The organism is Pseudomonas sp. FG36 (assembly GCF_057809275.1).
Genome location: NZ_JBMDJQ010000017.1, coordinates 1 through 12,576, shown reverse-complemented (window position 1 = coordinate 12,576; position 12,576 = coordinate 1). Strand labels below are relative to the sequence as shown.

The window sequence follows — 12,576 nt, the reverse complement described above, 5'->3', positions numbered from 1 at the left end:
AGGGCGATCGATATGCAGAACATCTTTGCCGACGTGACCGTCAGCGTCTCGGAACTAAAGAAAAATCCTACGGCGGTGATGGCCGATGCGCAGGGGAAGCCGGTGGCCGTTCTCAACCATAATCGCGTCATGGGTTACATGGTGCCCGCTGAACTCTACGAGGAGATGATGGAGCGACTGGAAGACATGGAACTTGCGGCATTGGTAAAGGCGCGTGCGGGAGAGAAAGGCATCCCGGTCGAACTGGATGACTTATAAGCTCGAGTTTCTGCCTTCGGCGCTGAAAGAATGGAAGAAGCTGGGGCACACCGTCCGCGAGCAAGCCAGGAGAAAACTCAAGGAGCGTCTGCTCTCCCCCAGGGTTGGGACGGATGCAATGCGTGATTTGCCTGACCATTTCAAGATCAAGCTCAAGGCCAGCGGTTATCGGGTGGTCTACCGCGTCGAGGATGATCGGGTAGTTGTCGTGGTCGTGGCGATAGGCAAGCGCGAGCGTGGGCAAGCCTACCGCTCGGCCGCTGTTCGCCTATAGGATTGCCGCTAGATCACAGGTGTGGCGGCAGACAGCAAGGCCTCGATGAACAGCCTTTCCGCCCGGCTCATGCGCTGGTCCCTGTTCCACAACAGGTGAATATCGACGTCGGCAATCCCCTCCTGCGGCGGCAGTTTCCACAACAACCCTGCGTCCACATCCGGCGCCACCACATGCTCGGGCAGGCAGCCGATGCCGAAGCCGGCGATCACCAGGCGGCGCACTTCTTCCAGGCTCGGCGACGAGGCGACGATGCGCCCGGCGAAGCCCTGCTGGTCGCGGAAGATGGTCAGCGGCGAGAGCATGCCGCCAATCTGGTCGCTGGTGAAACTGACGAAATTCTCCCGCTGCAGGTCGCCTTCCACCTGACCGAACAGCGCGTGGTGCTTGCCGCAGAAGAACGCGTAGCGCTGGCGCAGGAACAACCGCTGCTCCAGCCGTGGCTGGGGCCGGCGGTTGAGGCTGAGGCCAGCGGTGGCGGTTTTTTCCTGCAGGGCGGCGACGATGTCGGAGCTGCGCATCACGTCGATCTCCAGCTCTACCCGCGGGTGCTGGCGGTGGAAGTCGGCGAGGAAGTCGTCGAAGCGTTCGCTGACGATACGGCTGATCATCAACAGGCGCACCTTGCCCACCAGTTCGTCCGCCGGCTGCTCCAGCAGGCCGCCGATCTGCGACATCTGCCCGTACACCTCGCCGGCCAGCTGGAACAGCTGCTCGCCCACCTCGGTCAGCACGAAGCGCGGCCCACGGCGGGCGATGAGCTGGCGCCCGAGTTGCTCTTCAAGGCGCTTGAGCGCCTGGCTCACGGCGGGCTGGGTGAGGTGCAGGCGGGCGGCGGCGCGGCTGATCGACAGTTCCTGGCCGATGACGCGGAAGGTGCGCAGCAGATTCCAGTCGAGGCGGTCGTTGAGCAGGCGGTCGGGCATGGTCGGGCTCGATGATAAGCGTGGTTAATAGTTCGAATAATAAATAGAAAATTGAATTATAGGCGCCCGCGATGAATGATCTCCAGCAGTGCGGGCCCCTTCGTGGAGCCCGACCCAGGCGCCGCCAGAGCGCCACCGTGACCCGAACCACTCCTGCCAGAAAAACAACCAAAGGAGCCACCCCATGAAGCCCGCCGCTTCGCCACAACCGCGCCGTGCCGCTGCCGCCGCGTTCATCGGCACCATGATCGAGTGGTACGACTTCTACATCTACGCCACTGCCGCCGCGCTGGTGTTCGGTGCCTTGTTCTTCCCCTCCGACAACAGCCTGTTCAGCACCATGGCTGCCTTCGGCACCTTTGCCGTGGGCTTCTTCGCCCGGCCCTTGGGCGGCATCATCTTCGGCCATATCGGCGACCGTATCGGGCGCAAGAAATCGCTGATCATCACCTTGCTGATGATGGGCGTGGTCACCGTCGCCATCGGCCTGCTGCCGACCTACGCGCAGATCGGTGCCAGCGCGCCGGTACTGCTGATCCTGTTGCGCGTGGTCCAGGGTATCGCCGTGGGTGGCGAGTGGGGTGGGGCGGTGCTGATGGCCGGGGAGCATGCGCCCAAGGGTCGGCGCAACTTCTTCGCCTCGTTCGCCCAACTGGGTAGCCCGGCAGGCCTGATCCTGTCGCTGCTGGCGTTCAGCGCGGTCACCCGCCTGCCGGAAGAAGACCTGATGAGCTGGGGCTGGCGCGTGCCGTTCTTGGCCAGCGCGCTGTTGCTGCTGGTGGGCCTGGCAATCCGCCTGGGGGTCAATGAGTCGCCCGAGTTCCTCGCCAGCCGCGAGCAGGCCGAGCAGAGCCGGCGCAAGGAGCAGGCACCGGTACTGGAAGTGCTGCGCAGCGCCTGGCGGCCGCTGCTGCTGTGCATCGGCGCCAACACCCTGGGCATCGCCGGGGTCTATTTCACCAATACCTTCATGATCAGCTACACCACCCAGCAGTTGCACCTGGAGCGCTCGCTGATCCTCGAATGCCTGTTCTTCGTGGCGATCATCCAGTTCTGCGTGCAGCCCTTGGCAGCGTGGCTGTCGGAGCGGCTTGGCGCCACGCGCTTCCTGGCCCTGATGGCGCTGCTGGCGATGGCCTCGCCGTACCCGATGTTCGTGCTGGTGAGCAGCGGCGAAGGCCCGCTGATCGTGCTCGGCATCGCCCTGGCGGCGGCCTGCATGGCGTCGTTCTACGCGGTGATCGCTGGCTATGTCAGCGGCATGTTCGACACCCGCGTGCGCTACACCGCCATCTCCCTGGCCTATCAGGTGTGTGGCGCCATCGCCGGTGGCCTGACCCCGTTGATCGGTACCTGGCTGGCCCACAGTTTCAGCGGCCAATGGTGGCCGATGGCGGTCTTCTACAGCCTGATCGCCTGCACTTCCCTGGTCTGCGTACTGGCGCTGGCGCGCCGCTACGCCCTTGGCCGGCAGCTCGAGCTGGCCTGAATCTGGAGTATCCGCAATGTTGAAAAGCAATGGCGATCGCCTGTGGGCGAGCCTGATGGCCATGGCCGAAATCGGCGCCACCGCCCGCGGCGGCAGCTGCCGCCTGGCCCTGAGCGACGAGGACAAGGCCGGGCGTGAACTGTTCGGCCGCTGGTGCCGCGAGGCCGGGCTGAGCCTGAGCGTGGATGCCATCGGCAACCTGTTCGCCCGCCGCGAAGGCAGCGACCCGCACGCCGCGCCGGTGATGATGGGCAGTCACCTCGACACCCAGCCAGAGGGCGGGCGTTTCGACGGCGTCTACGGCGTGCTGGCCGGGCTGGAAGTGGTGCGCCGCCTGAACGACCTGGGTATCCGTACCCGCAAACCGCTGGAAATCGCGGTGTGGACCAACGAGGAGGGCGCCCGCTTCACCCCGGCCATGTTCGGTTCGGCAGTGTTCACCGGCACCTTGCCGCTGGCCCAGGCCCTGGCGATCCGTGATGCCGACGGTATCAGCGTCGCCGATGAACTGGCGCGCACCGGTTATGCCGGCCAGCGCCCGTTGGGCGGCAAGCTTGACGCCTATTTCGAGGCGCATATCGAACAGGGCCCGATCCTCGAGGACAACGCCAGGAGCATCGGTGTGGTCAGCGGCGGCCAGGCAATCCGCTGGCTCGACGTCACCGTCGAAGGCATGGCCGCGCATGCCGGCACCACGCCGATGAAGCTGCGCAAGGACGCCTTGTACGGCGTGGCACGGATGGTCCAGGCCATCGAACAACTGGCCAGCGATTTCGCCCCCGAGGGACTGACCACGGTGGGTGAGCTGAGCATCGCCAAGTCGTCGCGCAACACCATTCCCGGCCTGGTGCGCTTCACCCTCGACCTGCGCCATCACCGCGACGAGGCCATCGACGCCATGGAGCGCGATATCAGTCTGCAGTTGCAGGCCATCGCCGGCCAGCGTGGCCTGGCGGTACGCATCGAACGCCACTGGGTCAGCCCGGCCACGCCCTTCGACGCCGACTGCGTGGCCGCCGTGCAGCAAGCGGTGGATGGCCTGGGCTACAGCCAGCAGTCCATCGTCAGCGGCGCCGGCCATGACGCGATCCTGCTGGCGCGCTACTGCCCCACGGCGATGGTGTTCATCCCCTGCGTCGGTGGGCTGAGCCACAACGAAGCCGAGGATGTGCTGCCCGAGGATGCCCGTCAGGGCGCCGATGTATTGCTCAACGCCGTGCTGGCACGTGCCGGCCAGGTTGTCGAAGGAGAAGCCTGATGCGCTGCTATTTCCACCCTGAACAACTGCTCCACCACCCGCGCAGCTACTATTCGCGCGGCGCCATGCGCACCCCGCAGGAAGTCCCCGAGCGCGCCCAGCGCCTGTTGCAGGCCGCCAAGGACCTTGGCTTCGATATCCGCAAGCCCGAGGATGCCGGCCTTGCACCGCTCAAGGCGGTGCATGGCGAAGCCTACCTGGCGTTCCTCGAAGAAGCTCATGCGCGCTGGAAGGAGGTGCCCGAGGACTGGGGCGACGAGGTGATGTCCAACATCTTCGTCCGCGAACCCAACGCCCTGCGCGGCATTCTTGCCCAGGCCGGGCGCTACCTGGCCGATGGCAGCTGCCCGGTGGGGGAGCATACCTGGCGCTCCGCTTACTGGTCGGCACAGAGCGCCGTCGCCGGGGCACAGGCCATCCTTGACGGCGAACCCGCCGCCTATGCCCTGTGCCGTCCGCCGGGGCACCATGCTCGGTACGATGCCGCCGGTGGCTTCTGCTACCTCAACAACGCCGCCGTCGCAGCGCAGGTATTGCGTAGCCGCTACCAGCGCGTGGCGATCCTGGATACCGACATGCACCACGGGCAGGGCATCCAGGAGATTTTCTACGAGCGGGACGACGTGCTGTACGTCTCGGTGCATGGCGACCCGACCAATTTCTATCCAGGAGTGGCGGGCTTTGCCGACGAGCGCGGCAGCGGAGTAGGCGAGGGCTGCAATCTCAACCTGCCGATGGCCCACGGGGCGAGTGAAGCGGACTTCATGGCGCAGCTGGAGGTTGCGTTGCAAGCGCTGAAGGACTTCGGCGCCGAGGTGCTGGTGCTTTCGCTGGGCTTCGATATCTACGAGCTGGACCCGCAGAGCAAGGTGGCGGTGACTACCGAAGGGTTCGCCCGGCTGGGTGAACAGATTCGTGGGTTGCGTTTACCATGCCTGATCGTGCAGGAAGGTGGGTACCACCTGGAGAGCCTGGAGGCGAATGCGCGGGCGTTTTTTACTCAATGTCGCTGGACTACAGAGTAGTGCCAATAAGGGTATGTGCCAACGGCTGCTTCACGTCGAATCAATGCAGTTGGCCCGTGCCTGCAGAACGCTGTCCGGTGCTATAGATTCATTGCGCTTACGATTGGCAAGTAGAGATTTGGCTGCGGTTTCAGACATCCCTTCAATACTCTCCGGAATGTCTGGGATGCATTGTCAGTGGCCTCACTTACAGGGTCTGGACGGATTCTGTTGGCACATTCCTATAATCCTGCGTATCCCTTCACGATCAATGGAGGGATCTATCTCCCGAAATCGACTGCTATTGTTTGCATTCTTGCGTCATGATCTCTTTAATCGAATGAGATCGGGAGATGCTTTGCCCACGTCTCATGTGACGGCAAGCTCGACTGCCGGATGTCGTGCAAGCATGACTCCACCGCGTCAGGGTATCGAAATATCAGCGTGGTCCGAGCCCCTTGGAGGGGCGCCGAAGGGATGGAGCAGATGGACTTATGGAGCAGCGAATGGCGTACAGGTTGTTCAAACTAGGGGTGGCCGTGATCTGGTCAGTGAGCTTGATCGGTTGCCAAACACCCGTAAAGGACCAAGGAATTCTGAGGGTCGATTCATCACAGGGTATTCACTCTATTTTGTCTCAAACCCTTCTTTCTGCAGGTAGTGAGAAAAATGGTGCGCTCTATACAGCCGGCGCTATGGCAGGGTTTGCAAAAAGTTTCCAGCCAGCAAAATACAAGGTGGTCCGGGTGCGCTACGCTACCGACAGGCGAGCGGTCGATGCTACCTCTGACGAGGTATTTGGCGGGGAACCAGGCACCATGAGCTACGGCTCCTGCCATGTAAGTATTCCTTCTGTCCACCGAATTGGCGAGATAGAGTCCCCCTCTTTATTGAAGTGGGAGTTCACTGAAGACCCCAGGAAACACGTGGTTGTGTTGCGCACAGAGCTCGAGCCGGCAGCCTCTTTTTTTGAGGGTATCGCCAGTGACATTAGTGCCACGCCTGAACAGTCTGCGTTGATTTTCGTACACGGCTACAATGTGTCCTTCGTGGACGCAGCCAGGCGTACAGCGCAAATGGCGGACGATTTGCAATTCTCTGGCGTTCCGGTGTTCTTCAGTTGGCCCTCCAGAGCCAAGTATCAGTCGTACACCGTGGATGAGAGGAATATCGAGTGGGCGGAGCTCGATATCAAAGACTTCCTTAGAGACTTCATGGAGAAAACGAAAGCTACGCATGTTTACCTGGTCGCGCACAGCATGGGAACTCGGGGGCTGACCCGGGCACTTGCAGCGTTGAGCACTGAGCGTCCTGAGCTCGTGCAAAAGATCAAAGGGCTTATTTTGGCTGCACCGGATATCGACGCAGAGGTTTTCAGACGCGATATTGCACCGAAGCTGGTTTCGCAAGGGCGGAGCTTTACTCTTTATGCGTCATCAAATGACAAGGCGCTTCGTGCGTCAAAGATGATTCATGGATATTCGCGAGCGGGCGAGTCAGGCAAGGGTATTGTTGTTGTGGATGGCATGGATACGATTGATGCGTCCAAGGTGGACACAGATTTGGTAGGTCATTCATATTTTAGTAATACAAGAACAATCATCACGGATATGCACTATCTTTTTCGTGGGGCTCCCCCTCCGGATAAAAGATCCGGTCTGGAATCGATTGGCGTGCCGCCGGATAAATACTGGTATATCAAACCTTGATGGTAGCCGCGGCCAGGCTGGCTAAGCCTCTCGCTTTTTCAACGGCGTGAGGCTCCACGCATGTGTGGGTGGCACTGACCAGGCCAATCACAACGGGGCGGAATCCGTATTGCGTTCGACATGATTGTGCCGCAAGGAACGGTCAAATCTCTACATGCGTGACTTGCCTTGAGTTGCGCCCCGGCGCACATGCTTCACCAACACCTTCTCCAGCAACTCCCACATCGCCGGGTCGGTACTGAACGCCACGTTGAAGCGCATCCACCCGGTAGCCTTGGCATCGACCATGAACAACTGCCCGGGCCCGAGCATGATGCCTTTCTCCAGCGCATCGTCGAGCAGCGCGGCGCTGTCGGGGATGGCCGGATGGCGGGTCCAGATGTACATCCCCTCATCCGATTCGATGAACAGCTCGAAACCCAGCCGATGCAGGTGCCGGCCCACTTCCTGGTGCGCCTCGGCCAGGCGCTGGCGCAGGCGCTTGAGGTGCTTGCGCCAGCGGCCGTCGATGATCGCGGCGTACACCACCCGCTCCATCACCTGCGAGGTGGTCAGGCCCGAGCGCATCTTCAGGTGCAGCAGTTGCTGGGTCAGCTCGGGGTTGGCCAGCAGGTAGCCGACGCGCACGTTGGGCGAGATGCTTTTCGAATAGCTGCCCACGTACACCACTTGCTGCAGGTGGTCGAGGCTCGCCAGGCAGGGCAGCGGGTCGGCGATCATGTCGGCGTAGAGGTTGTTCTCCACCAGGCGGAAGCCATGCTGGCTGGCCAGCTGCAGCAGGCGGTGCAGCTGTGCCAGCGGGGTGCGCGAGCAGGTCGGGCTGTGCAGGTGCGGCTGGGTGAAGAAGGCCGTGGGGCGGTGGTGGGCCAGCAGGCGCTCGAGCTGGTCGAGGTCATAGCCGGCCGGGGTGCGCGGCACGCCCACCAGGGTGGCACCCTGGGTGCGCAGGATGCTCATCAGGTTGGGGTAGCCGGGGTCGTCCACCAGCACCACGTCGCCGGGGCGCACCAGGGTGCGCACGGCCAGGTCCAGGGCCTGGCTGGCACCGTGGGTGAGCATGAGTTGCGCCGGGTTGGCGACGATTGACAGTTCTTGCTGCAGGTTCTGCGCAGTCAATGCGCGCAATTCCGGCAGGCCCATGGGGTCGCCGTAGCCGGACAGCTCCAGCGGGCTACCGGCGACCTGACGCAGGCCTCGGCGCAAGCCTTCCTCGTACATCCAATCGTTGGGCAGCCAGCCGCAACCCGGTTTGAACGGCAGCTGGCGGATCTCGAAGATCTGCTGCAGGTACCACTCAGAGTTGAACGTGGGGCGGCTGGTATCGGCCTCGACGCTGTGCTTGTCCAGCAGCTCGTTCGCCGCACGATTGACGAAGAAGCCCGCATTGCCCTTGCTCACCAGCAACCCCTGGGCCACCAGGCGGTCGTAGGCCTCGACCACGGTGAAGGTGCTCACCGAGTAGGTCGAGGCGAACGCCCGGATCGACGGGACCTTCGCCCCGGGCTTGAGGGTCTGGTCGTCGATCAGCGCGCGCAAGCCGTCGATGATCTGGTTGACCAGCGGGGTGGAGGAGTCCGGATGTAGCTGGAGCATTCGGGGGCCTTCAGGTGTGCGGGACGCCAGGCGCCTGCGGGGCACAGCGGGTGTATTGCATCGGCGGCCTGTACAGTGCAGTGCGTTTTTCATGCCGCTGTGCATGGCTCAATGTGTTCGACATTTTTACATTACGTGTCAGATATAGCCAACACAGCACATGACAGCGCCATGAATAATCACAACATCGCTGCTTTACCGTCGAGGTCCGCCTCGCACCTTCTTCCCGCGTGGCCGGACGCTGCTCGTCCGTCCCCAGCATGGTTCAGTTCGTCCAGAGGGTCGCCTCTGGCCGCGTAAGCAGGCCGCCACGGATGGCCTGCGTGTGCTCGCGCACACCTCCCTGCCCGCAGTAGCACTGATGTACAGGTGAGACCGATAACCATCGGGGTTTCACAGTTTTTCCTTGGATAAAAAGAAGCACGGGGTAAATAACTGATGGACGCAACATCCACATCCACCACCGCGAAGGATGGGCACGAGAGCAAGCTCAGTGCCTCGCTCAAGTCGCGCCACCTGACGATGATGTCCATCGCCGGGGTGATCGGCGGCGCCTTGTTCGTCGGTTCCGGCAGCGTGATCCACAGCGCCGGCCCGGCTGCTGTCCTGGCTTACCTGGCCGGCGGCATCCTGGTGGTGCTGATCATGCGCATGCTGGGTGAAATGGCGACTTCCTCGCCGGACACCGGCTCGTTCTCCACCTACGCCGACCGCGCCATCGGCCGCTGGGCCGGATTCACCATCGGCTGGCTGTACTGGTGGTACTGGGTGATCCTCATGGCCTGGGAGGCCTATGTGGCGGGCAAGATCCTGCACGGCTTCTTCCCCGACGTGAGCGTCAACGTGTTCGTGCTGGCCACGACCCTGCTGCTGATCACCGTCAACTTCTTCAACGTCAAGCACTACGGCGAGTTCGAGTTCTGGTTCGCGCTGATCAAGGTGGTGGCGATCGTCTGCTTCCTGGTGGTGTGCACCGCCGCGGTGATGAACGTCTGGCAGTTCGGCGAGGTGCGCGGCATCAGCCACCTGACCGCCGAAGGCTTCATGCCCAACGGCATCACCACGGTAATCGGCGCCTTGCTGGGGGTGATGTTCGCCTTCCTCGGCGCCGAGATCGTCACCATCGCCGCCTCCGAAGCGAAGGACCCGGCCACCCAGATCGTCAAGGCGACCAACTCGGTGGTCTGGCGGGTGTGCCTGTTCTATGTCGGCTCGATCTTCCTGATCGTCTGCCTGGTGCCATGGAACGACCCGCACCTGGGCGTCTCCGGTTATGGCGCCTACCGTCGCACCCTGGAGCTGCTGGGCGTGCCGTACGCCGAGCTGCTGATGAACTTCGTGGTGCTGACTTCGGTGAGCAGCTGCCTGATCTCCGGCCACTACACCGCCTCGCGCATGCTGTTCTCCCTGGCCCAGCGTGGCGACGCGCCGCGCCTGTTCAAGTTCACCCGCACCGGCACCGGCGTGCCGGTAAACGCGATCATCGGCTCGTGCCTGGTGGCGGTGTTCTGCGCGCTGATCAACTTCAGCGACACCCTGCGCCCGAAAGACGTGCTGGAAACCCTGATGAACACCACCGGCATGATCGCCTTGCTGGTGTACCTGGTGATCGCCTTCTCGCAGCTGCGCATGCGCCGCAAGCTGGTGGCCGAGGGCAAGGAAGTGCGCCTGAAGATGTGGTTGTTCCCGTGGCTGACCTACCTGGTGATCGTGTTCATCGTGGCGGCGCTGGTGACCATGGCCTTCATGCCTGACTACCAGATCCTGGTGATCTCCACCGGCATCGCTGCGGCCATCGTGGTGGTCATGGGTGTGGTGCACCAGATGCGTACCGCCAAGCGTCACTGAATGCGGTAGCGCCTCGCGCAACGGCCGGTCCCCGTCAAGGGACCGGCCGTTTTCGTTTTCGCCTGCGCCAATCGGATCATCCCTACGATGTGTGGTGCCGACATGGCTTATGCTGCACGCAATTGCCCTACAAGGAGTCGTCTCATGTCCTGGTCCGCCACCCAGTATTCGCTGTTCGAAGACGAACGCACCCGTGCCGTACGTGACCTGCTTGCTGCCGTGCCGACGCGCCCGGTGCGCCACGCCACCGATCTTGGCTGCGGTCCGGGCAACTCCACCGAAGTGTTGCTGCAACGTTGCCCCGATGCGCAGGTCGTCGCCCTGGACAGCGATCCGGACATGGTCGACAAGGCCCGGCAGCGGCCACGCTTGAGCATTCCACGGGTGCGTTGCGAGATTGGCGAGATCGCCGGCTGGGCGGCCCAGGTACCTCAGGACCTGATTCTCGCCAACGCTTCGCTGCAGTGGGTGGCGGACCATGCCAGCCTGTATCCGCATCTGGTACGGCAGCTGAACGAGGGTGCGAGCCTGGCCGTGCAGACGCCGGACAACCTCGACGAGCCGGCTCATCGCCGCTTGCGCGAGATTGCCAGCCAAGGACCTTGGGCCGACAAGTTCGCTGACTTCAGCTTGCCGCCGCGGCACAACGCGGGGTTCTATTACGATTTGCTCAGCCCTTTGTGCGCGCGGGTGGATGTGTGGCGCACCACCTATCACCACCCCTTGATCGGTGGCGCCGAGGCGGTGGTGGAGTGGTTCAAGGGCTCAGCGTTACGGCCTTACCTGGCGCGGCTGGATGAGCAGGAGCAGGTGGGTTTTCTGCAGTTGTATCTGCAGGCCATGCAGCAGGACTATCCGGCGGCCAGCGACGGTCGGGTGTTGTTGCCGTTCCCGCGGCTATTTGTGGTGGCTACGCGTTAGGCGCCAGAGCACGTAGGTGTAGATGCCGAGGTTGAGCGCCAGCACGATGGTGCCCAGCCACAGCTGGATCTGTGGGGTCAGGCCGGCGGGGTAGATCACGGGCCAGATGTAGTGTTCGACGAAACCGCCGTGGTAGCCGGCGTCGCCGGCGGCTTTACGCAGGTGGTTTTCCCAGTCGGTCAGGGGGCACTCCAAGTGCAGGCCTTCCACGGCCAGGCCCCAGGCGAGGGCGGGGAGGTGGATCAGCAGGGCGCGGCGGCGCCAGAGCACCAGCAGGCCGCCGAACAGGACGAGCAGGATGAACGAGAGGTGGAACAGGACCAGGGTGTCGGCGGCCAGGCGGTGGAACATGGTGGGTGGGGCCTTGCTGGGGGAGATGGGTTAGTTTGTCATGTTTTTTTGTTCCTGAGTTTGGTTAATTGTTTTGATAGTTGTATGCGCATTCATTTGCTATGTCGACGCATAGTCACCTTTCCGCCCTTACGGCGGCTTACTTTGGTCTTGGCCAAAGTAAGCAAAGCCGTTGCGCTCCATTCATCCGGCCCTCCGCTTCGCTCCGGGTTCCCTCACTCCGGCCTTGCTCCCGGGAGGACCGCGCTGAACGCCCCATCCTGGGGCGCAGCGCTTGACGGGCATCCATGCCCGTCACCTCCCTCCGCAAGACCTGCGTTCGGCCTCCTGAAGTCGCGAAGTTACGGGCGGCGCCTGAACTGGCGCTGCTGTCGCTAGTTGAGTAATTAGTTAATCTCTCGAACGCAGCCAGCCGCTGTATACCTGCGAAATAGCCGGCACAGTCAATGTATAACTAAACTTTAATTAAATAACTTTGCATTTCTTGCTCTTGCTCTTGCTCTTGCTTCTAAGCGCGCGATAGTTCAGGCACCACAAATTGCGACTTCAGGAGGCCGAGCGGAGTTCTTGCGAAGGGAGGTGACGGCCATGGAGGGCCGTCAAGCGCTGCGCCCCAGGATGGGGCGTTCAGCGCGGTACTCCCGGGAGCAAGAACGGAGCGAGGGAACCCCGGAGCGAAGCGCAGGGGCCGTATGAACGGAGCCGAACGGTTTTGCCTACTTTTCCCACGAGAAAAGTAGGCCGCCGTTGAACTGACCCCCGAAAGTTGGACACCTGATCCCCAACCGGAGGGTGTTCCATGACGAAATACAACCTGGCACTCAAGCAGGTACTCATCGAAGAGTGCCTTTCTGCCCGCAGTGTTCATGAGGTGGCGCTCAAGCATAACTTGAGTCCATCGCTGTTACGCCGCTGGGTAAAGGGCTACGAGCAACACGGTGCAGC

12 protein-coding genes are annotated in these 12,576 nt (G+C 62.5%); 9 read left to right on the top strand and 3 right to left on the bottom strand.

What is annotated here, in order from left to right; all coding sequences use genetic code 11:
- Window positions 1-12 precede the first annotated feature (12 nt).
- Together ACODS9_RS14790 and ACODS9_RS14785 are read left to right on the top strand one after the other, a co-directional pair.
- The gene (locus ACODS9_RS14790) at window positions 13-258 is read left to right on the top strand and encodes a type II toxin-antitoxin system Phd/YefM family antitoxin (RefSeq protein WP_489094146.1); all 246 of its coding nucleotides are present in this window, start codon (window positions 13-15) and stop codon (window positions 256-258) included.
- The gene (locus tag ACODS9_RS14785) at window positions 248-532 is read left to right on the top strand and encodes a type II toxin-antitoxin system RelE family toxin (protein WP_489094145.1); all 285 of its coding nucleotides are present in this window, start codon (window positions 248-250) and stop codon (window positions 530-532) included. The genes ACODS9_RS14790 and ACODS9_RS14785 overlap by 11 nt, the downstream gene beginning before the upstream one ends.
- An 8-nt stretch (window positions 533-540) precedes the next feature.
- Here the strand turns inward: ACODS9_RS14785 and ACODS9_RS14780 are convergent, their stop codons facing one another.
- Window positions 541-1,458 (bottom strand): LysR family transcriptional regulator, encoded by a 918-nt coding sequence (locus ACODS9_RS14780; protein WP_489094144.1) that lies wholly within the window; start codon window positions 1,456-1,458, stop codon window positions 541-543.
- Window positions 1,459-1,642: 184 nt separating this feature from the next.
- Between ACODS9_RS14780 and ACODS9_RS14775 the strand changes: the two genes are divergently transcribed.
- The 4 genes from ACODS9_RS14775 to ACODS9_RS14760 all read left to right on the top strand — a co-directional run bounded on the left by ACODS9_RS14775 (window position 1,643) and on the right by ACODS9_RS14760 (window position 6,918).
- On the top strand, window positions 1,643-2,947 hold the full coding sequence (locus ACODS9_RS14775) for an MFS transporter (protein WP_489094143.1): 1,305 nt from the start codon (window positions 1,643-1,645) through the stop codon (window positions 2,945-2,947).
- Window positions 2,948-2,963: 16 nt separating this feature from the next.
- Window positions 2,964-4,205, top strand: a complete 1,242-nt coding sequence (locus ACODS9_RS14770; RefSeq protein ID WP_489094142.1) for a Zn-dependent hydrolase — start codon at window positions 2,964-2,966, stop codon at window positions 4,203-4,205.
- The gene (locus ACODS9_RS14765; RefSeq protein WP_489094141.1) at window positions 4,205-5,230 is read left to right on the top strand and encodes a histone deacetylase family protein; all 1,026 of its coding nucleotides are present in this window, start codon (window positions 4,205-4,207) and stop codon (window positions 5,228-5,230) included. Before ACODS9_RS14770 ends, ACODS9_RS14765 begins: the two co-directional genes overlap by 1 nt.
- Before the next feature lie 485 nt (window positions 5,231-5,715).
- Complete coding sequence (locus ACODS9_RS14760; RefSeq protein ID WP_489094140.1) at window positions 5,716-6,918, top strand: alpha/beta hydrolase; 1,203 nt, start codon at window positions 5,716-5,718, stop codon at window positions 6,916-6,918.
- A 150-nt stretch (window positions 6,919-7,068) separates the two neighbouring features.
- Here the strand turns inward: ACODS9_RS14760 and ACODS9_RS14755 are convergent, their stop codons facing one another.
- Window positions 7,069-8,511, bottom strand: a complete 1,443-nt coding sequence (locus tag ACODS9_RS14755) for an aminotransferase-like domain-containing protein (protein WP_401110655.1) — start codon at window positions 8,509-8,511, stop codon at window positions 7,069-7,071.
- Window positions 8,512-8,949: 438 nt separating this feature from the next.
- Here ACODS9_RS14755 and ACODS9_RS14750 point away from each other — a divergent pair, with 438 nt between their 5' ends.
- Entirely contained in the window at window positions 8,950-10,359 is a 1,410-nt protein-coding gene (locus tag ACODS9_RS14750; protein WP_102685408.1) for an amino acid permease, read from the top strand.
- Window positions 10,360-10,503: 144 nt separating this feature from the next.
- Window positions 10,504-11,280, top strand: a complete 777-nt coding sequence (gene tam, locus ACODS9_RS14745) for a trans-aconitate 2-methyltransferase (RefSeq protein ID WP_489094139.1) — start codon at window positions 10,504-10,506, stop codon at window positions 11,278-11,280.
- On the opposite strand, the gene ACODS9_RS14740 is transcribed toward tam, so the two are convergent.
- Window positions 11,257-11,631: a DUF2784 domain-containing protein gene (locus tag ACODS9_RS14740; protein WP_401110650.1), complete on the bottom strand. Its 375-nt coding sequence runs from the start codon at window positions 11,629-11,631 to the stop codon at window positions 11,257-11,259. The two genes, tam and ACODS9_RS14740, sit on opposite strands and share 24 nt — an antisense overlap.
- Window positions 11,632-12,430: 799 nt before the next feature.
- Here ACODS9_RS14740 and ACODS9_RS14735 point away from each other — a divergent pair.
- Window positions 12,431-12,576 (top strand): transposase (locus ACODS9_RS14735; RefSeq protein WP_489094220.1); only part of this gene is annotated, 146 nt, incomplete at its 3' end.